Raw genomic sequence first — 19111 nt, 5'->3', positions numbered from 1 at the left:
GACCGGCGGCTCACATGCCCGCGACGTCCTGCTGCTTGGCGCGTACGGCCTCGGCGGCGGCCTTGAGGTCGGCCAGCTCGTTGTCGGTCAGCTCGGTCTCGACGACCTTCTTGACACCCTCGGCACCGATCTCGGCCTCGACGCCGAGGTAGACGCCGGAGATGCCGTACTCGCCGTCGACCCAGGCGCAGACCGGCATGACCGCGCCGGAGTCCTCCGCGACGGCCTTGGCCATCCGGGCGGCGGCGGCGGACGGGGCGTAGTAGGCGGAGCCCGTCTTGAGCAGGGCCACCACCTCGGCGCCGCCGTTGCGGGTCCGGACGACCAGCTCTTCGATCTTGTCGGTCGGGAGCACGTCGGCCAGCGGCTTGCCGTTGACGCTGCTCTGCGAGGGCACCGGCACCATGGTGTCGCCGTGCGATCCGAGGGTCAGCGTCTTCACCGTGTTGACCGGTACGGCGAGCGTCTCGGCGACGAAGTTGGTGAAGCGGGCGGTGTCGAGCATGCCGGCCTGGCCGAGGACCCGGTTCTTCGGGAACTGGGTGGCGAGCTGGGCCAGGGCGGTCATCTCGTCGAGCGGGTTGGAGACGACGATGACGACGGCGTTCGGGGCGTACTTGGCGACGTTCTCCGCCACGCTCCGAACGATCTTGGCGTTGACCTCGAGCAGGTCCATCCGGCTCATGCCGGGCTTGCGGGGCAGGCCGGCGGTGATGACGACGACGTCGGAGCCCTCGATGGCCTCGTAGCCCTCGCCGTTCGGGCCGGTGGTCGCGCCGACGATCTTGGTCTCGAAGCCCTCGATCGACCGGGACTGGTTGAGGTCGAGGGCGAGGCCCTCGGGCTTGCCCTCGACGATGTCGGTGAGCACGACCGTGTCGAAGACGTCGTACTCGGCGAGGCGCTGCGCGGTCGTCGAGCCGTAGAAGCCGGCGCCGACGACGGTGACCTTCTTGCCCATGGTCGTCTCACTCTCTGATACCGGAAGGCTTGTTTGGGCGGACCGTACCAGTCAGGGCGGGGCCCCGCCGGGCTAGGGGCACAGGCCGTTGACTGGGTCACCCGTGCCGGTCCATAGAAACACGTCGCTGACCCAGGTTCCGTCGGTCAGTTTGTTCCACAGGTCGCTGCTGTACCCGTTCCGGCCCACGTGACGCGTACCCCGGGCGGAACACTCGACGGTGACCGTCGCGCCGTCGGCGACCGTACCCGCCACGGGATGGTTGGCGCCGGGCCCGGAGCGGCGGTTGAGGACGGTGCCGCCGTCGGTGTCGACGACCCCCTGTGTGAATCCGAGCACACCGTGGTTGTGCAGCGTCCCGCCCACGTCGACCCGCCGGGAGCCGTGCCAGGCCGAGCCGCTGTAGTCGGCGCCGGAGGCCGAGATGACCCACTTGCCGAAGTTGTAACGGTCGATCGGCACGTACGCGTTGTTCCGGCGCAGGGAGAAGTGCACGTGCGCGCCGGTGGACGAGCCGCCGCAGGAGACGTCGTTGCCGATGTTGCCGAGGAAGTCGCCCTCCTTGACCGCCCGGCCGTCGGCCTGGATGTTGCCGGCGAGGTGGTAGTAGTCGGTGGCGAAGCCCCGGTCGTGCACCACCCGGATCCAGCCCTTGCCGGAGCCGCACATGGTGTACGCCAGTCCGGCGCGGGCGGCCAGCACCCGGCCGTCGCCGCCGGCGAAGTCGACCGAGCTGCGTACGCCGCCGTTCATCGGGTGCGGACCGCCGGTGTAGCGCCACGACTGGCCGACCGCGTACGGCAGCCGCATCCCGGTGCGCCGGTCGGCCGGGCTCACCGACAGCGGGCCGACCTCGGACCGCTCGCCGGCCCGGCCGAGAATGCGGCGTTCGTCCTCGCGCAGGATCGTCGAACCGGCGCTGAGTTCGGCGAACGCCGGCTCGCCCTCGACCGCGACCCGCCACGCACCGCCCGCACGCCGGGCCACGAAGAGCCACCCCAAGGGGTACGCCCCGGCGGCCGCGGGTGCCCGTACGACCACGCTGCCGAACCCGTGCTCGTCGGTGCTGCGCGCGACGACGACGTCGGGGTCCGGGTCGGCGACGGACGGGACGGGTCCGCCCTGCCGCTGCTCGGCCCGCGACTGCTGGGTACGGAGTTGCCCGTCGCGCAGGTGGGCGGCGACCGCGCCGGCGAGGTCGGCGGGCGTTGCGGCGCGCACGGGCGCCGGGATGCCGGCGACCAGCACGATGACTACAAAAGACGCGATAGGGGTTCGCATCCCCTCATAGTTACCAAATCAGACACGCGTCCCGGGTCGCCACGCCGCGATCTTGCCCATATCACCTCCCAAACAGGGCAAAGGGAGGAGACAAGTGCAAGATCGCGGGGCCAGGGCGAGGGAGGTCAGGAGCGTTCGGCGCGCTCCACGACGTTCGTCAGCAGCATCGCCCGGGTCATCGGGCCGACCCCGCCGGGCATCGGCGCGATCGCGCCGGCCACCTCGCGCACCTCGGCGTCGACGTCGCCGGTGTAGTGCCCCTTGCCGTCGGCGCCGACGACCCGGGTGATCCCGACGTCGATGACCACCGCCCCCGGCCGGACCATCTCGGCGGTGAGCAGACCGGGTACGCCGGCCGCGACGATCACGATGTCGGCCGCCCGGGTGTGCGCGGCCAGGTCGAGGGTGCCGGTGTGGCACAGGGTCACGGTCGCGTTCTCGCTGCGCCGGGTCAGCAGCAGCCCGAGCGGCCGGCCGACGGTGTTGCCCCGCCCGACGACCGCCACCTCGGCGCCCCGCAGCGGCACGTCGTACCGGCGCAGCAGCTCGACGATTCCGCGCGGGGTGCACGGTAGCGGGGCGTCGTAGCCGAGCACCAGCCGGCCGAGGTTGACCGGGTGCAGCCCGTCGGCGTCCTTGTCTGGGGCGATCGACTCGAGCACCCGCTGGGTGTCGATCTGCCCGGGCAGCGGCAGCTGCACGATGTAGCCGTGGCACGCCGGGTCGGCGTTGAGCTCGGCCACCACCTCGTCGACCTGGTCCTGGGTGGCGTCAGCGGGCAGCTCGCGCCGGATCGAGGCGATGCCGACCTCGGCGCAATCGCGGTGCTTGCCGTTGACGTACGCCTGCGAGCCGGGGTCCTCCCCGACCAGCACCGTGCCGAGCCCGGGGACGATGCCCCGCTCGGCGAGGGCCTTGACCCGCCCCCGCAACTCGTCCTTGATCGCCGCCGCGGTGGCCTTGCCGTCCAGAAGGTTCGCCGTCACGTCCGGATCGTCTCACGCGGCCGGCACCGACCCGGCGAACCCCCCAAGATCCCGCCCACCAGGAGGCCACGCCGGCGCGGACGGCGCACTGATCAAGGTGATACAACGCGATCGAGCAGCCCCCACGGCGGGCGTCGGTGGGCCGCCCCGGCGGTTGCGGGGCGGCGGTGTGTGTGGTGATCGTTAGTTGTTCCGCGGTTGTCCGTACGGCGTGTCGAACTGCTGGGCAGCAGACGATCACGGGTGCCCTGACGGTTTGCCGAGGAAGGACCCCAAGTTGTGTTGCACGGTCCACAGCGAATTCGCTGTGGGGGCGGGACAGTGGTATCGGGCCTGCGGCGAGCAGTTCGCCACTGTGCCGAGACACGCCAGCCACTGACTGGCGGTCAAGCTCCTGACCAGGCCAAACGTGCCGGCGGTAGCGGGCGGACAAGTCGAGCCCAAGGCACGAAGCAAGTCAGAGCAAGAGTCACCGCCCACACCACCCGCATCAGCTCACCACTGATGAACCGACCCCGCCATGCTCACGGTCAGTGGAAGAAGTGGCGGGTGCCGGTCAGGTAGAGGGTCACGCCGGCCGCCTGCGCCGCCGCGATCACCTCCTCGTCGCGTAGCGATCCGCCGGGCTGCACGACCGCGCGGACCCCGGCGTCGAGCAGCACCTGCAGGCCGTCGGGGAACGGGAAGAACGCGTCGGAGGCGGCGACCGCCCCGCGCGCCCGCTCGGCACCGGCCCGCGACACCGCCAGGTGCGCGGCGTCGACCCGGTTGACCTGGCCCATCCCGACCCCGACGGTCGCCCCGTCGGCGGCCAGCAGGATCGCGTTGGACTTGACCGCGCGCACCGCCCGCCAGGCGAATGCCAGGTCCTGCAGTACGTCGTCGGCGGCGGCCTCGCCCGCGACCAGCCGCCAGGTGGCGGGGTCGTCGCCGGGGGCGTCCACCCGGTCGGCCGTCTGGGTCAGCACTCCCCCGCTGACCTGCCGCCACTCGACCGGCGCCGGCCGCCAGGCGGGCGCCTTCAGCAGGCGGATGTTCTTCTTGCCGGACAGCACCTCGACCGCGCCGTCCTCGTAGGCCGGGGCCACCACCACCTCGGTGAAGATCTCGGCGACCTGCTTGGCCAGTTCGACGGTGATCGGCGCGTTGACCGCGATGACGCCGCCGAACGCCGACACCGGGTCACAGGCGTGCGCCTTGCGGTGTGCCTCGGCGACATCGGCACCGACCGCGATCCCGCACGGGTTGGCGTGCTTGATGATCGCCACCGTCGGCTCGGTGAAGTCGTGGGCGGCCCGCCACGCCGCGTCGGCGTCGACGTAGTTGTTGTAGGACATCTCCTTGCCGTGCAACTGCTCGGCCTGGGCGAGTCCGGCGGGGGCGTCCGGGTCGAGGTAGAGCGCGGCCTGCTGGTGCGGGTTCTCGCCGTACCGCAGCGTGGCCGAGCGGCGCAGCGCCAGGCCGGCGAAGCGCGGCGCCCACTCCTCGTCGGGGGCCAGCACCCGGGCGCACCAGGCGGCGACGGCGACGTCGTACTCGGCGATGTCGGCGAAGGCCCGTGCGGCGAGCAGCCGGCGCTGGGCGAGGGTGAAACCACCGTCGGCCAGGGCGGCGAAGAGCATCGGGTACGCCGTCACCGACGTCACGACCGCCACGGACGGGTGATTCTTGGCGGCGGCCCGGACCATCGCCGGCCCGCCGATGTCGATCTGCTCGACGCAGCCGTCGACGTCGGCGCCGGACGCCACCGTCTCCTGGAACGGGTAGAGGTTGGAGACCAGCAGGTCGAACGGCGCGATCCCCAGCTCGGCGAGCTGATCGGTGTGCGACTCCAGCCGCAGGTCGGCGAGCAGGCCGGCGTGCACCCGCGGGTGCAGGGTCTTGACCCGCCCGTCGAGGCACTCCGGGAAGCCGGTCAGCTCCTCCACCCGGGTCACCGGGACACCGGCGCCCTCGATGGTCGACGCGGTCGAACCGGTGGAGACGATCTCGACCCCGGCCGCGTGCAGCGCCTGGGCCAGCTCGGTCAGCCCGGTCTTGTCGTACACGCTGACCAGCGCCCGCTTGATCGGGCGGCGGCCGTCCGGCGCGGCGTTCATGGAATCGTGACCTTTCTTCCGGTGATGGTCCAGCCCTCGCGGACCAGCCGGCCGACGCTGTCGACGAGCTGCCGCCGCTCGGCTTCCTTGATCCGTTCGGTGAGGGTTTCCTCGACGTCGTCGGGCAGCACCGGCACCGCGACCTGGGCGATGATCGGCCCGGTGTCGACCCCGGCGTCGACGAAGAACAGCGTCGCGCCGGCCAGCTTCACGCCGTAGGCGAGCGCGTCGCGGGGGCCGTGGATGCCCGGGAACGCGGGCAGCAGCGAGTTGTGGGTGTTGAGGTAGCGGTCGCCGAAGGAGGCGAGGAAGTCGGTGCCGACCAGCTTCAGGAAGCCCGCCGAGATCACCAGGTCGGGCTTGTGCTCGGCGACCTGTGCGGTGAGCGCCCGGTCCCAGTCGGCGCGGTCGGCGTGGTCGCGGACCCGCTCGACGAAGGTCGGGACCCCGGCGGCGGCCGCCCGGTCGAGCCCGGCGATCCCGTCCCGGTCCGCGCCGACGGCCACGACCCGGGCCCCGTACGCGGGATCGGCGCACGCGTCGAGCAGGGCCTGGAGGTTGCTTCCGGATCCGGAGACGAGGACGACGAGGCGGGCGGCTGGCGCGCGGTCGGTCACGCAGAGCACCCTACCGGCCAGGTCACGACGACCTTTTCGCGCCCCGCGCGCCCGGCCGGCGGGCACCGCACCGGCGGAACCCGGCTGCCGGACGGCTGATGCGAGGCGATGCACGGAGCTGCATGTCGCCTGATAGTTGGTGCCGAATTGTCGCCACGACCGGGTACGCTGCCGGACGCTCGGGCATCGATGTCCGACCCGACAGTGAATCGTCAAGGAGCAGGTTCCGTGGGCTACCCCTCGCACCCACCGCACCAGGTGGACAACAACATGACGATGTCCATCGTCTCGATCTTCCTGTTCTGGCCGCTGGCCATTCCGGCCATCATCAACGCCTCCAAGGTCAACCAACTGCTTCAGCAGGGCGACTTCATGGGCGCCCAGGCGGCGGCCGCGGAGTCCCGGAAGTGGTCGAAACTCGCCCTGATCGTCGGCATCTCGTGGTACGTGATCAGCATCATCTGCTGCGTCATCTACTTCGTGGTGATGGCGGGCTCGATAGCCTCTAGCACAGTCTGAGAAATAGTCCGCCGAACAAGGAGTGCCCATGCAGCCCGGCTATCCCGGCCAGGATCCATACGGCAAGCAGCCGCAGGACCCGAATGCGCCGCAGTACCAGGACCCGTACGCGCAGCCGCAGCAGCCGTACGGCCAGCCCACCTCCGGCCAGCCCTACGGCCAGCCGACCTCGGGGCAGCCGGCCTACGGCCAGCCGGTGTCCGGTGACCCGTACGGCCAGCCGGTGTCCGGCGACCCCTACGGCCAGCCGTCGTACCAGGACCCGTACGCCCAGCAGCAGCCGACCTCGGGCCAGCCGTACGGCGCCGCGCCGGGCTACCCGGCGGCCTCCTACGGCGCGCCCGCGTCCTCGCAGAACAACACGCTCGGCCTGATCGGCATGATCGTCGGCATCGTGGCGTTGCCGCTGGCGTTCTGCTGCGGCCTGTTCAGCCTGCCGCTCGGCGTCGGCGCGATCGTGCTCGGCTTCCTCGGCAAGAACAAGGCCGACCAGGGGCAGGCCAGCAACCGTGGCCAGGCCATGGCCGCTCTGATCTGCGGTGCGTCGAGCATCGTCCTGGCGATCATCATGGTCATCATCGGCCAGATGATCGACCTGGGTCCGAGCTTCACCTGATCGTCGCAGCACGTCGAGGGCGTTCCGGCCACCATGGCCGGGGCGCCCTTCGCCGTTGCGGGCCGGCGCCGCTCAGTTCCCGGTGAAAACCCGGGTGGCGGCCGCACCGACGACGGTGCCGACCGCGACGACCACGGTCGCGACAACAGCGACCTGCCACCCGACCGGCCCGACCTCGGCGAGCCGGCCGCCGCCCACCGGGCCGCCGGAGACGGTGGCGGCGACACCGAGCACCAGTCCGGCGACCGGGCCGCCGATCGCCGCCGCACCCAGCAGCCCCTTCCAGGACAGCGGCGTACGGTCCCGGGCGGCCGACCGCAGCCGCCGGCGGGCGAGCAGCCAGCCGGCGGCCATCCCGGCGAACACCGGCACGGTGAGCATCGCCGCGCCGAACCCGCCGACCGGCCCGTGCGGCAGGCCGGCGATCAGCGGGATGGCGGGCAGCGCCCCGACGGTGACCTCGGTGGTCCGCACGACCGTGTCGGTGCCGACCGCGAAGCCGGGACCGAGCAGGTAGGCGCTGGCCCAGATCGCCGCGTTGGGGGCGTACGCGACGCTGACGAGGGTGATGCCGGCCTGGCCGGTCACTCCGGCCCGGTAGGCCTGGATCATGCTGCTGGCGTCGCCGCCACCGGTCGCCACCGCCAGTCCCGCCGTACCGGCCCCGGCGCCGATCAGCAGCAGCGCCGCGACGACCCCGGTGCGGATGCCGTGCCGCAGGGGGCCGGGCAGGCGCCGGGCGACGACGCGCAGCGCCCCGGTGGTGCGCAGGGCGCCGACCAGGGCGGCGAGCGCCCCGAAGACGGCGAGGTTGGCGGCGGCCCGCAGCGGTGGGACGTGCAGTCCGTCGGTGCCGACGGCGAGCGCGGCGAGCGCCCCGAGCAGGCCGTACGCGCAACCGATGACGACCGCGACGAGAAAGGCCTGCCGCGGTGAGCCGTGGTGCCGGGCGCCGATCGCCCGGCTGACGTGTACGCCGGCGCGGCTGACCCGCCACGCGGCCAGGGCCGCGAGCGCCATCGGCGCGAGGCCGAGCGGCCCGGCGCCGGTCTCCAGCGGCACCCCGTGGCCGAGCAGCCAGGCGGCGAGTCCGACCCGGGCGGCGCCGCCGAACGTGGCGGCGTCCTCGGCGAGCTGGGCGAGGCCCATGACGACGGCGACCGGCAGGTAGGAGACCAGCGCCGCCCAGAGCGTGGCGACGGCGGCGGCGACGGCGATGGGTGCCCGGCCGCCGCGACGCACGCCACCGGACCGCTGCGTGGGCAGGCGTACGGTCGGCCGGTTGCCGACGTCGATCGGCTCGGTGCGGCGGTTGCCGACGTCGATCGGCTCGGTCTGGCGGCTGCCCAGGTCGGCGGGAAACGGCTCCTCGGCCCCGTCGGCGCGAGAAGGCTGGTCAGGGGTGCTGGCTGCCATCAAGGCCCCACTTAAACACGCGAAAGGGTGTGGTGGTTCGCGACACCACCGTCGCCGACGCGTCAGTTCCCTGTAGCGGTGGACATTAAGCGCAAATCTCTCTACGCCCAGGTCACTCCACGAACGACGAACGGGGCCGACCGTGTCACACGGCCGGCCCCGTTACCGTACGTCACTCAGGCGCCGGTGATGATCTCGCGCATCAGTCGCGCGGTCTCGCTCGGCGTCTTGCCGACCCGCACCCCGGCCGCCTCCAGTGCCGCCTTCTTGGCGTCGGCGGTGCCGGACGAGCCGGAGATGATGGCGCCGGCGTGGCCCATCGTCTTTCCGGGCGGCGCGGTGAAGCCGGCGATGTAGCCGACCACCGGCTTGGTCACGTTGGCCTTGATGAAGTCGGCCGCCCGCTCCTCGGCGTCGCCACCGATCTCACCGATCATCACGATGGCGTCGGTGTCCGGGTCGTCCTGGAAGGCGGCGAGCGCGTCGATGTGGGTGGTGCCGATGATCGGGTCACCGCCGATGCCGACGCTGGTGGAGAAGCCGATGTCCCGCAGCTCGTACATGAGCTGGTAGGTCAGCGTGCCGCTCTTGCTGACCAGGCCGATCCGGCCGGCCGGGGTGATGTCGGCCGGGATGATGCCGGCGTTGGACTGGCCCGGCGAGGCGATGCCGGGGCAGTTCGGGCCGATGATGCGGGTCTTGTTGCCGGACGCCACGTTGTGCGCCCAGAACGCGGCGGTGTCGTGCACCGGCACGCCCTCGGTGATGACCACGGCGAGCGGGATCTCGGCGTCGATCGCCTCGACCACGGCCGCCTTGGTGAACTGCGGCGGCACGAAGATGACGGTGACGTCGGCCCCGGTCTCCTTGATCGCGTCGGCGACCCCGGCGAAGACCGGCAGGGACGTGCCGTCGAAGTCGACCGACTGGCCCGCCTTGCGCGGGTTGACGCCACCGACGATGTTGGTGCCGGCGGCCAGCATCCGGCGGGTGTGCTTCGACCCCTCGGAGCCGGTCATCCCCTGGACGATGACCTTCGAGTCCTTGGTCAGCCAGATTGCCATCTCAGACCCCCGCACCGGCGAGCTCGGCGGCGCGCTCGGCCGCTCCATCCATGGTGTCCACCCGCTGCACGAGCGGGTTGGCGGCGGCGTCGAGGATCGCCCGGCCCGCCTCGGCGTTGTTGCCGTCGAGCCGTACGACCAGCGGCTTGGTCACGCTCTCGCCGCGCTGCTCCAGCAGGGCGAGCGCCTGGATGATGCCGTTGGCGACCTCGTCGCAGGCGGTGATGCCGCCGAAGACGTTCACGAAGACGCTCTTGACCGCCGGGTCGGACAGCACGATCTCGAGCCCGTTGGCCATGACCGCGGCGCTGGCACCGCCGCCGATGTCGAGGAAGTTGGCCGGCTTGACCCCGCCGTGCTTCTCCCCGGCGTACGCGACCACGTCGAGCGTGGACATGACCAGGCCCGCGCCGTTGCCGATGATGCCGACCTCGCCGTCGAGCTTGACGTAGTTGAGGTCCTTCTCCTTGGCCCGCTGCTCCAGCGGGTCGACGCTGCCCTGGTCGACCAGTGCCTCGTGGTCGGGGTGGCGGAAGGCGGCGTTCTCGTCGAGCGTCACCTTCGCGTCGAGGCAGAGCACGTTGCCCTCGGGCGTACGGGCCAGCGGGTTGACCTCCACCAGCGTGGCGTCCTCGGCGACGAACGCCTGCCACAGCTTGACCGCGATGTCGGTCACCTGGTCGGCGACCTCGGCCGGGAACCCGCCCTTGGCGACGATCTCGCGGGCCAGCGCCTCGTCGACACCACGGTTGGCGTCGATGGCGACCTTGGCCACCCGCTCCGGGGTCTCCTCGGCGACCTGCTCGATGTCCATGCCGCCAGCCACGCTGGCGATGCACAGGAACGTACGGTTCGACCGGTCGAGCAGGTAGGAGAGGTAGAACTCCTGCTCGATGTCCGCCGTCACGGTCAGCATGACCTTGTGGACCGTGTGGCCCTTGATGTCCATGCCGAGGATGTCGGTGGCCCGGGCCACCGCGTCCCCGGCGTCGTCGGCGAGCTTGACGCCCCCGGCCTTGCCTCGGCCACCGACCTTAACCTGGGCCTTGACGACCACCCGGCCACCGAGGCGCTCGGCGATCGCCCGAGCCTCGTCCGGGGTCGTCGCGACGCCGCCGGCCAGCACGGGCAGCCCGTGCCGGTCGAACAGTTCGCGCCCCTGGTACTCGTACAGGTCCACGTTTACGCGTCCCGTCCTAGTCCGCGCGGCGCGCCGTCGCGCCGTCGCCAGCGTGAAATTGGTTGACGCCTGCCGGTCCCGCATCGACAGGCCATTTGGGGCAGCCTAACGACGGGCACACTGCTGGCAACCGAGCGGGCGCGCGGTGTGCTCAAATGCACACGCCCTGCCGTGGGTGCCACCCGTCGCGGGCGGATCGGGCGTACGGCGACCGGAAGATCAGCGGATGAACGTACGGCCGGCCGAGAAGTGGACGATGGCGCCCATGATCTCCCGCTCGGGGCGGTCGGCGAAGGCCAGCGGCGCCGTGAGGCCCGTGCCGAACACCAACTGCTGCATGCTGGAGTCCACCGCGGTGAAGGCGCCCAGGTTGCCACCCGTACGCGGATCGCGTGGCTTGACGCAGACGTTCTTGTCGAAGGCCCACCGGCGGGTGTAGATCTGCTCGATCGCCTCCCACGGCAGCCACACCGCCTGTCCCCGCGTGGGCCGGGTCTTGATCCACAGGCCGGCCGGACCGACCGCGAGCACCGGTCCGCCGGAGACCAGCAGGTAGACCTGCAGCCCGAAGAGCAGCCCCATGAACACCGCCAGCGCCCCGAGGACGCCGAGGATCGGCAGCACGCTCTCCCCGCTCGTAAACGCCAACAGCCCGAGCGAGCACGCCGGTACGGCCAGTACGAAGAGGGTGAGCAGGCCGAACTGGAGAATCCGCTTGCCCGCGCTGGCCCGGACGATGAACGGCTGGTCCTCCGGGATCCGCTTGGTGACCGGCACGGGCGGGGGCGGCGGCCACCCCCCGGGCGGGGGCCCGGCCGGGGCGGGCTGCCAGCCGGCGGGCGGCACCGGAGGCTGCTGCGGCGGCATGGTCACGGTGACTCCAGACCTTGGTCTTCGGGGGCGTCAGGCTCGGCGGACCGATCATGACGAGGCCCCATCATGCCATCGCCGGAAAAGTTCTCCGTGACGCGCGTAACCCCGCCGACCGGGCGTCGTTGAGTCTGATGTCGGAGCGCGCTGGAGCGGCCCGGCGGATACGGCCGATGCCCTGTCGGTCGAGGGGTGGCGGCGGGGCATCGCGCATAGAGGGGCCGGACGTGTGAGGGGTGCGTCCGGCCCCTCCCTCCATTTGCGCACCGGGCCTCGCGCGCCCCGGCCTCGCGGAGCTGTCGCGGTAGGGATCAGCCGACGGGTTCGGTCACGTTGTCGCGTACCCAGTCGACGATCGACCCGGTGGTCGCCCCGGGCGTGAAGATCTTCGCGACGCCCAACTGTTCGAGTTCCGGTATGTCGGCCTCGGGGATGATGCCGCCGCCGAACACCACCATGTCGGTAACCTCGCGCTCGGCCAGAAGTTCGAGGACCCGCCGGAAGAGCGTCATGTGCGCGCCGGACAGGACGGAGAGGCCGATCGCGTCGGCGTCCTCCTGGATCGCGGTCTCGACGATCTGCTCGGGCGTCTGGTGCAGCCCGGTGTAGATGACCTCCATGCCCGCGTCGCGCAGGGCACGGGCGACCACCTTGGCGCCACGGTCGTGGCCGTCCAGGCCCGGCTTGGCGACGACGACCCGAGTTCGAGAGCTCATCAGCGCAACACCTCTCCAGGGCACCGGAAAACCACCTGAACGAACGGTAACCCCCACGGTCCCGACCGGGGAACCGGGTCCGGCAGACCGACCCCGCCCTCGTCGACCGGAGCGCGGCCACGCTCCTGGAAACCCCCTACGGGGGCGGCAATTCATTATTGGAGTTGAATCGCTCACATATACGATACGTAATCATCAATAACACCGAACGCTACTAACGAGCGGGCCTACAAAAGGTTACGAATTCAGGCATTCCATGGCGCACGGTCACAGTTTCGCGTCGCCAATTTGGCGGTGCGGCTTGTGAGGTGCCTAGGGGTTGGTTACCGTGTCCCACGGTTGTCATCCGGTTCGCGCCGGCCGACGACGCGGCCACCAAGCTTTCACCCCCGGTTCACCGATGCCGGTGACGGCCGCCTTTGTTGCCCGACCACGGAGGGTGTGCGTGCGCCAGCGCCTGTCGTCTGAGCCGGACCGATATCGCGGTCGTCGACGCGTACCCACCCCCCCTCGCAGCCGCTACGCGGCGGTCGTCGCCACCGCCTTCGTCGGGGCCGGCGTCGTCGCTCTCGGCGCCGGGGCGAGCCTGCCGGACGCGAAGTCGGTCAGCCCGACCGTCCTCGCCGACCTGGAGGCAGCCTCTCTCACCAGCGAGCAGGCCGCCGAACGGGCCGAGGACGCCGAGCGCGCCTCCCGTGACGGCCGGGGCGGCCTGGAGACCTCGATGGAGGACCAGGCCGAGGTCTGGCGGCTGCCGCTGCACGGCTACACCTTCACCACCCCGTACGGGATGCGGTGGGACAAGCTGCACGCCGGCGTCGACCTCGCCGCCGAAGAGGGCACGCCCTACCACGCGATCCGGGACGGCAAGGTCAAGCTGGCCCGCTACTACGGCGGCTACGGAAACGCGGTCATCCTCGACCACGGCGACGGCACCGAGTCGATCTACGCGCACTCGTCACAGCTGCTGGTCCAGGAGGGCCAGCAGGTGAAGGCCGGCGACAAGCTCGGGCTGGTCGGCAGCACGGGCCACTCTTTCGGATCGCACCTGCATCTCGAGGTGCATGTCAACGGGACGCCGAAAGACCCGATCCCCTATCTGCGGGATCGCGGAGTGGACATCAAGCTACAAGTCGAAGCAATCTATACCGGCGTAGTCGCCTCCTGACCCTACGCACTGTCCGATTAACCGCCCACTCCGACAAGGATGGGCGGTTTTTTCATGATCACTCTGCGTGAAAGTTCCCTACGCCACACAGGCTGGAGTGACAGACGTCACGCACCGAGGAGCCGTACGTACCAGGAAGTAATACCGCATAAACGGGCATAGCCTGCCGCTCCGGATGCCCACCGACGGCCCCGCTGCCCGATCCCCGCCCTACCCCCTGCCCAGCCCGCCCGCCGGCCAAACCAACATTTCCGGGTCCGCACCACAAGACCACGGAGGTTCCCGCCGTGTCGGAGAGCAACCCCCCAGACAGCAACGCCGGCGACCGCCCCGCCTCCCGGGGGGCCCGCCACCGCCGCCGGAACGGCCGCCGGCTGCCCGGCGCCGGTGACCTGATCGACAGCGGCCGCAACCTGCTGAAGGGCCGGCGCCCGGTCGTCGCCCTCGCCGCCACCGCCGTCCTCGGCATCGGCCTCGCCGGGGTCGCCGCGGCCGCCACCGGCGGTACGGACACCCCGGCCGCCGCCCCGGTCGCCACCGACGCCGGCGACCGCGAACGTGCCGCCGAGCGGGCCGACCGGTCCGCGCGCGAGGCGCCCGCCCCGACGACGGCGCCGGCGCAGGCCGGCAGCCCGACGGCGGAGGCCCCGAAGCCGCAGGCCACGCCCGCCGAGGAACAGCCGGAGCCGAGCAGTTCGGCGCCGGCGCCGGCACGTACGACAGCGACCCCGCAGCGGGCCGCGGCGCCGGCTCCCACCACCCCGGCGGCGCCGAAGGCCGACTGGGTCAACCCGATGCCGGGCGCCGCCACCACCTCCTGCTACGGGCAGCGGTGGGGCACCCTGCACGCCGGCATCGACCTCGCCGAGCCGGCGAACACCCCGATCCGCGCCGCCGGGGCCGGCACCGTCACCATCGTCGGCTGGGCCTACGCCGGCTACGGCATCTCGGTGGTCATCGACCACGGCGACAACGTCTTCACGCACTACGCCCACCAGAACCGCACCGCGGTCGAGGTCGGCCAGCGGGTCAGCGCCGGCCAGGTCATCGGCTACGAGGGATCGACCGGCGACTCGACCGGCCCGCACCTGCACTTCGAGGTGCACCTGGGCATGTGGAACCAGGTGGACCCGGGCCCGTGGATGCGGCAGCGCGGCGTCGACCTCGGCTGCTGAGCCGCGAACCGCCGGCCGGGCCACGGCGCGGCGGGCGGCCACGACAAAGGACCCGGTCCGGTGGTCACCGGACCGGGTCCGCCCCGTCCTGAACGCCGGCCGGGTGCGATCCCGGCCGGCACCGGTCAGAGCTTCTCGATCGGCGCGTGCCGCAGGACCAGCCACATCTTCTGGTCACCAAAGTCGATCTGGGCCCGGGCGCCCGGACCGTGCCCCTCCACCGCGAGCACCCGGCCCAGCCCGTACCGCTGATGGTTGACCCGGTCACCGGCCGCCACCTTCGGCGCGCTCGGCAACTCGCTCGCGGTCGCCAGCCGGCTGCCGTCGATCCCGAGCCGGGCGGCGAGCTGCGCCGCCCGCGGTGTACCGCCGGCGAAGCCGCCACCGCGCGCGGCGCCGCCGCGGTCCGCACCGCCGCGGTCCGCACCGCCGGACCGCCCACCCACGCCGCCGCCCGTGCCGGACCACGAGGTGTACGACCCCTCGGTGCGCTCCCAGCGCACCAGCTCGGCCGGCAACTCCTCCAGGAAACGCGACGCCGGGTTGTAGGCCGGCTGCCCCCACGCCGACCGGGTGACCGCCCGCGACAGGTAGAGGCGCTGCCGGGCCCGGGTGATGCCCACGTAGGCCAGCCGGCGCTCCTCCTCCAGCTCCCGGGTGTCGCCGAGAGCCCGCAGGTGCGGGAAGACCCCGTCTTCCAGCCCGCTGAGGAAGACCACCGGAAACTCCAGGCCCTTCGCGGTGTGCAGGGTCATCAACGTGACGACGCCCTGGTGCTCGGGATCGTCCGACGGCACCTGGTCGGCGTCGGCGACCAGCGCCACCTGCTCCAGGAAACCGGCGAGGGTGGCACCCGGCCCGTCCTCGGTCTGCGCCTCGACCCGCTCGGTGAACTCGCGGGCAACGCTGACCAGCTCCTGGAGGTTCTCCACCCGGCCGGCGTCCTGCGGGTCGAGGCTCTCCTCCAGTTCGGTCAGATAGCCCGAGCGGAGCAGCACCGCCTCCAGCACCTCTTCGGGCGGGGCGGTCGCGGCCAGCTCGCGCATGTCGTCGAGCAGCCGTACGAAGTCGGCGATGGAGTTGGCGGCCCGGGTGGAGATCCCGGGCGCGTCGCCGGCCCGGCGCAGCGCGGCGCCGAAGGAGACGCGGTCGCGCGCCGAGAGCGCCTCGACGCACGCCTCGGCGCGGTCACCGATCCCCCGGCGCGGGGTGTTGAGGATGCGCCGGATGCTGACCGTGTCGTCGTCGTTGACCACCGCCCGCAGGTAGGCCAGCGCGTCGCGGACCTCCTTGCGCTCGTAGAACCGGACGCCGCCGACCACCTTGTAGGGCAGGCCGACCCGGATGAACACCTCTTCGAAGACCCGGGACTGGGCGTTGGTGCGGTAGAAGACGGCGACGTCGCCCGGGCGGGCCTTACCGTCGTCGCACAGCCGGTCGATCTCGCGGGCCACCCAGTCGGCCTCGGCGTGCTCGGTGTCGGCGACGTAGCCGACGATCCGCTCGCCCGGCCCCTCGTCGCTCCACAGCCGCTTGGGCTTACGGGACGAGTTGTTGTCGATGACCGCGTTGGCCGCGTTGAGGATCGTCTGGGTCGAGCGGTAGTTCTGCTCCAGCAGGATGGTGCGCGCGTCGGTGAAGTCCCGCTCGAACTCCAGGATGTTGCGAATCGTCGCACCCCGGAACGCGTAGATCGACTGGTCGGCGTCGCCGACCACGCACAGCTCCGCGGGCGGCACCCCCTCGGTGCCCGACACCAGCTCCTTGACCAGGGTGTACTGGGCATGGTTGGTGTCCTGGTATTCGTCGACGAGCACGTGGCGGAAGCGACGACGGTAGGTCTCGGCGACGTGCGGGTGCGACTGGAGCAGGTGCACCGTGGTCATGATCAGGTCGTCGAAGTCGAGCGCGTGGGCTTCCTTGAGCCGCCGCTGGTAGAGGGTGTATGCCTCGGCCAGGGCCCGCTCGTTGGGGCCCTTGGCCCGTCCGGCGAACTCGTCGGGGTCGATCAGCTCGTTCTTGAGGTTGGACACCTGCGTCGCCAGCCCGCGCGCCGGGTAGCGCTTGGGGTCCAGGTCGAGTTCGCGGGCCACCATCTGCATCAGCCGGCGCGAGTCGTCGGCGTCGTAGATGGAGAAGGTCGACTTCAGCCCGGCGTGCTCGTGCTCGGCACGCAGGATCCGGACGCAGGCCGAGTGGAACGTCGACACCCACATCAACCGGGCGCGGCCGCCGACCAGGGCGGCGACCCGCTCCTTCATCTCCCCGGCGGCCTTGTTGGTGAAGGTGATCGCGATGATCTCGCCGGGGTGCACGTCGCGGGCGGCGAGCAGGTAGGCGATCCGGTTGGTCAGCACGCGGGTCTTGCCGGACCCGGCTCCGGCCACGATGAGCAGCGGTGCGCCCGAATGGGTCACCGCGTCACGCTGGGGCCCGTTGAGGCCGGCCAGCAGCGCCTCCGGGTCGTGCCCCGGGCGCTGCCGGTGGGGCGCGGACCGGCCCTGGGCCGACGGCGTGCCTGGGGCCGGTGGCGTGTTCTGGGCCGATGGGGAGTTCTGGGCCGATGGGGAATTCTGGGCCGGCGGGATTTCGAAGAGAGCATGCATCGCAGAGCGAGTCTATGCCCGCGGTCCGACATCCCCGGCCCGTGCACGCCGACGAAACGAAACCTGTCACTTCCGGAATCCGGCGTCCGCCGTGGGCCCCGGCGAGGACCGTCCGGTACCCGCCACCGCGGTCCCACCAGATGGTCGGTTCGGGTTGCGTACTCCGCGCTGAGGTGGGCATACTTCTCAGCGTGATCCAGCAGGCTGGCTTCTACTTTTACTACGGCTCCGGGAGTCCGGCAGCCGTGGGTCACGCCTGATCGAAGACCTACGAAACGCCCCGGGCTCGCGGAGTCCCGGGGCGTTTCGCTTCGGGATTACGACACCCGGGACCTCACCGCTCAGGGAGCACCCGATGACGACGAACCTCGCCACGCAGCCCGAGACGCCGGGCGGCGACCAGACCGGCACCGACTCCCCCGCCGCCGCCGACCAGATCAGAGAACTGCGCGACCGGATCAACGAGATCGACGCCGAGTTCATCGCGCTGTGGCAGGAACGGGCTGCCCTGTCCCAACAGATCGGCGCGACCCGGATGGCGTCGGGCGGCACCCGCCTGGTGCTGTCGCGCGAGCGGGAGATCCTGGAACGGTTCCGGGAGGCGCTGGGCGAGGACGGCACCCAGCTCGCCCTGCTGATCCTGCGCGCCGGTCGCGGCCGGCTCTGAGTGGTCCCTCGCCCCGCCCCGCTCCGAACGGGCTGCCGGGCGATCCGCGGCCAGCCGCCGGCCGGTTCGCCGCCGGGTACGGCCGACGGAAACCGCTCGGGGGAGCCGGCCAGTGGCCGACTCCCCCGGATACGCGCGTTCCCGTCAGCTCAGCTCGCCGGACTCCGGGAAGTGGCAGGCGGCCAGCGACCCGCTCGGCTTGACGGTCAGCGGCGGCTCTTCGGTGGCGCAGATGTCCTGCGCCTTCCAGCACCGGGTACGGAACCGGCAGCCGGACGGCGGGTTGAGCGGCGTCGGCACGTCGCCCTCCAGCCGGATACGGCCCCCGGTGCCGAGCTTCGTCACGTCGGGCACCGCGGACAGCAGGGCCCGGGTGTACGGGTGCGACGGCTTCTCGTAGATCTGTTCCCGGTCGCCGAGCTCGACCAGCTTGCCGAGGTACATGACCCCGATCCGCTGGCAGAAGTGCCGGACCACGGCCAGGTCGTGCGCGATGAACACGAACGCCAGCCCCAGCTCCCGCTGCAGTTCACGCAGCAGGTTGATGACCTGGGCCTGGATCGACACGTCGAGCGCGGACACCGGCTCGTCGGCGATGATGATCTTCGGCTTGAGTGCGAGGGCGCGGGCGATACCGATCCGCTGGCGCTGGCCGCCGGAGAACTCGTGCGGGTAGCGGTTGTAGTGCTCGGGATTCAGGCCGACCAGTTCGAGCAGTTCCTGGACCCGCTTCTTCACTCCACCCGGCGGGTTGATCCCGTTGACCTCCAGGGGCATCGAGATGATGTTGCCGACCGTGTGCCGCGGGTTCAGCGAGGCGTACGGGTCCTGGAAGATGATCTGCATGTCCTGCCGCAGGGCACGCAGGCCGCCACGCTTGGCGTGGGTGATGTCCTTGCCCTCGAAGACGATGCTGCCCGAGGTCGGCTCCAGCAGGCGTACGAGCATGCGGCCGGTGGTGGTCTTGCCGCAGCCGGACTCGCCGACGAGCCCGACGGTCTCGCCGGGTGCCACCGTGAAGCTCACCCCGTCGACGGCGCGGACGAACTCCCTGTTGCCGAAGAGCCCGCCGCGCACCGGGAAGTGCTTGGTGAGGTCCTTGACCACGAGCAGCGGCTCGCGCTCGGGACGCTTCTCCTCGGCGGCCTCGTCGGCCGGCTTCTTGACCAG

At 71.5% G+C, this 19111-nt stretch carries 17 protein-coding genes; 5 read left to right on the top strand and 12 right to left on the bottom strand.

What is annotated here, in order from left to right; translation table 11 throughout:
• Positions 1-10: 10 nt before the first annotated feature.
• The 5 genes from mdh to purN form a co-directional block, all read right to left on the bottom strand.
• Entirely contained in the window at positions 11-961 is a 951-nt protein-coding gene (gene mdh, locus QCD66_RS04285; RefSeq protein WP_375736241.1) for a malate dehydrogenase, read from the bottom strand.
• 72 nt (positions 962-1033) lie between these two features.
• Entirely contained in the window at positions 1034-2242 is a 1209-nt protein-coding gene (locus tag QCD66_RS04280) for a peptidoglycan DD-metalloendopeptidase family protein (RefSeq protein ID WP_375736240.1), read from the bottom strand.
• Positions 2243-2367: 125 nt separating this feature from the next.
• Positions 2368-3228 (bottom strand): bifunctional methylenetetrahydrofolate dehydrogenase/methenyltetrahydrofolate cyclohydrolase, encoded by an 861-nt coding sequence (locus QCD66_RS04275; RefSeq protein WP_357533949.1) that lies wholly within the window; start codon positions 3226-3228, stop codon positions 2368-2370.
• 530 nt (positions 3229-3758) lie between these two features.
• Positions 3759-5327 (bottom strand): bifunctional phosphoribosylaminoimidazolecarboxamide formyltransferase/IMP cyclohydrolase, encoded by a 1569-nt coding sequence (gene purH, locus QCD66_RS04270; RefSeq protein ID WP_375736239.1) that lies wholly within the window; start codon positions 5325-5327, stop codon positions 3759-3761.
• Positions 5324-5944 (bottom strand): phosphoribosylglycinamide formyltransferase, encoded by a 621-nt coding sequence (purN, locus tag QCD66_RS04265; protein ID WP_357533952.1) that lies wholly within the window; start codon positions 5942-5944, stop codon positions 5324-5326. The genes purH and purN overlap by 4 nt, the downstream gene beginning before the upstream one ends.
• A gap of 228 nt (positions 5945-6172) precedes the next feature.
• Between purN and QCD66_RS04260 the strand changes: the two genes are divergently transcribed.
• Positions 6173-6463, top strand: a complete 291-nt coding sequence (locus QCD66_RS04260) for a CD225/dispanin family protein (RefSeq protein WP_357533954.1) — start codon at positions 6173-6175, stop codon at positions 6461-6463.
• A 28-nt stretch (positions 6464-6491) separates the two neighbouring features.
• On the top strand, positions 6492-7079 hold the full coding sequence (locus QCD66_RS04255) for a DUF4190 domain-containing protein (protein WP_364215722.1): 588 nt from the start codon (positions 6492-6494) through the stop codon (positions 7077-7079).
• Positions 7080-7151: 72 nt separating this feature from the next.
• On the opposite strand, the gene QCD66_RS04250 is transcribed toward QCD66_RS04255, so the two are convergent.
• The 5 genes from QCD66_RS04250 to QCD66_RS04230 all read right to left on the bottom strand — a co-directional run bounded on the left by QCD66_RS04250 (position 7152) and on the right by QCD66_RS04230 (position 12325).
• Positions 7152-8495, bottom strand: coding sequence for a DUF6350 family protein (locus tag QCD66_RS04250; RefSeq protein ID WP_364215718.1), 1344 nt, complete (start codon positions 8493-8495; stop codon positions 7152-7154).
• Positions 8496-8671: 176 nt separating this feature from the next.
• A complete protein-coding gene (sucD, locus tag QCD66_RS04245) occupies positions 8672-9559 on the bottom strand; it encodes a succinate--CoA ligase subunit alpha (RefSeq protein WP_357533959.1) in 888 nt (295 codons plus the stop codon).
• Position 9560: 1 nt separating this feature from the next.
• Positions 9561-10739 carry an ADP-forming succinate--CoA ligase subunit beta gene (gene sucC, locus QCD66_RS04240; RefSeq protein WP_364215714.1) on the bottom strand — a complete coding sequence of 393 codons (1179 nt, stop codon included), beginning with the start codon at positions 10737-10739 and terminating at the stop codon, positions 9561-9563.
• A gap of 219 nt (positions 10740-10958) precedes the next feature.
• On the bottom strand, positions 10959-11612 hold the full coding sequence (locus tag QCD66_RS04235) for a hypothetical protein (protein ID WP_364215711.1): 654 nt from the start codon (positions 11610-11612) through the stop codon (positions 10959-10961).
• Between the two features lie 308 nt (positions 11613-11920).
• Positions 11921-12325, bottom strand: a complete 405-nt coding sequence (locus QCD66_RS04230) for a cobalamin B12-binding domain-containing protein (protein ID WP_357533965.1) — start codon at positions 12323-12325, stop codon at positions 11921-11923.
• A gap of 445 nt (positions 12326-12770) precedes the next feature.
• Between QCD66_RS04230 and QCD66_RS04225 the strand changes: the two genes are divergently transcribed.
• Together QCD66_RS04225 and QCD66_RS04220 are read left to right on the top strand one after the other, a co-directional pair.
• Positions 12771-13493 (top strand): M23 family metallopeptidase, encoded by a 723-nt coding sequence (locus tag QCD66_RS04225; RefSeq protein ID WP_364215707.1) that lies wholly within the window; start codon positions 12771-12773, stop codon positions 13491-13493.
• A 287-nt stretch (positions 13494-13780) separates the two neighbouring features.
• Positions 13781-14668 carry a M23 family metallopeptidase gene (locus QCD66_RS04220; protein WP_407567005.1) on the top strand — a complete coding sequence of 296 codons (888 nt, stop codon included), beginning with the start codon at positions 13781-13783 and terminating at the stop codon, positions 14666-14668.
• 125 nt (positions 14669-14793) lie between these two features.
• Here QCD66_RS04220 and pcrA read toward each other — a convergent pair whose 3' ends face one another.
• A complete protein-coding gene (gene pcrA / locus QCD66_RS04215; protein WP_407567004.1) occupies positions 14794-17274 on the bottom strand; it encodes a DNA helicase PcrA in 2481 nt (826 codons plus the stop codon).
• Positions 17275-17629: 355 nt separating this feature from the next.
• Between pcrA and QCD66_RS04210 the strand changes: the two genes are divergently transcribed.
• Positions 17630-17941 (top strand): chorismate mutase, encoded by a 312-nt coding sequence (locus QCD66_RS04210; protein ID WP_364215698.1) that lies wholly within the window; start codon positions 17630-17632, stop codon positions 17939-17941.
• 144 nt (positions 17942-18085) lie between these two features.
• On the opposite strand, the gene QCD66_RS04205 is transcribed toward QCD66_RS04210, so the two are convergent.
• Positions 18086-19111: a dipeptide ABC transporter ATP-binding protein gene (locus tag QCD66_RS04205; protein ID WP_364216211.1), complete on the bottom strand. Its 1026-nt coding sequence runs from the start codon at positions 19109-19111 to the stop codon at positions 18086-18088.

The organism is Polymorphospora sp. A560, assembly GCF_045781765.1.
GTDB classification, from domain to species: Bacteria; Actinomycetota; Actinomycetes; order Mycobacteriales; family Micromonosporaceae; genus Polymorphospora; species Polymorphospora lycopeni.
The sequence above is the reverse complement of the archived record's forward strand: the minus strand, read 5'-3'. Positions and strand labels throughout refer to the sequence as shown.

What these genes read in the sequence shown, in the direction of transcription:
- mdh (WP_375736241.1), bottom strand. Translation starts at nt 961, where the DNA reads ATGGGCAAGAAGGTCACCGTCGTCGGCGCCGGCTTCTACGGCTCGACG.
- QCD66_RS04280 (WP_375736240.1), bottom strand. Translation starts at nt 2,242, where the DNA reads ATGCGAACCCCTATCGCGTCTTTTGTAGTCATCGTGCTGGTCGCCGGC.
- purH (WP_375736239.1), bottom strand. Translation starts at nt 5,327, where the DNA reads ATGAACGCCGCGCCGGACGGCCGCCGCCCGATCAAGCGGGCGCTGGTC.
- QCD66_RS04255 (WP_364215722.1), top strand. Translation starts at nt 6,492, where the DNA reads ATGCAGCCCGGCTATCCCGGCCAGGATCCATACGGCAAGCAGCCGCAG.
- QCD66_RS04250 (WP_364215718.1), bottom strand. Translation starts at nt 8,495, where the DNA reads ATGGCAGCCAGCACCCCTGACCAGCCTTCTCGCGCCGACGGGGCCGAG.
- sucD (WP_357533959.1), bottom strand. Translation starts at nt 9,559, where the DNA reads ATGGCAATCTGGCTGACCAAGGACTCGAAGGTCATCGTCCAGGGGATG.
- QCD66_RS04230 (WP_357533965.1), bottom strand. Translation starts at nt 12,325, where the DNA reads ATGAGCTCTCGAACTCGGGTCGTCGTCGCCAAGCCGGGCCTGGACGGC.
- pcrA (WP_407567004.1), bottom strand. Translation starts at nt 17,274, where the DNA reads ATGCATGCTCTCTTCGAAATCCCGCCGGCCCAGAATTCCCCATCGGCC.
- QCD66_RS04210 (WP_364215698.1), top strand. Translation starts at nt 17,630, where the DNA reads ATGACGACGAACCTCGCCACGCAGCCCGAGACGCCGGGCGGCGACCAG.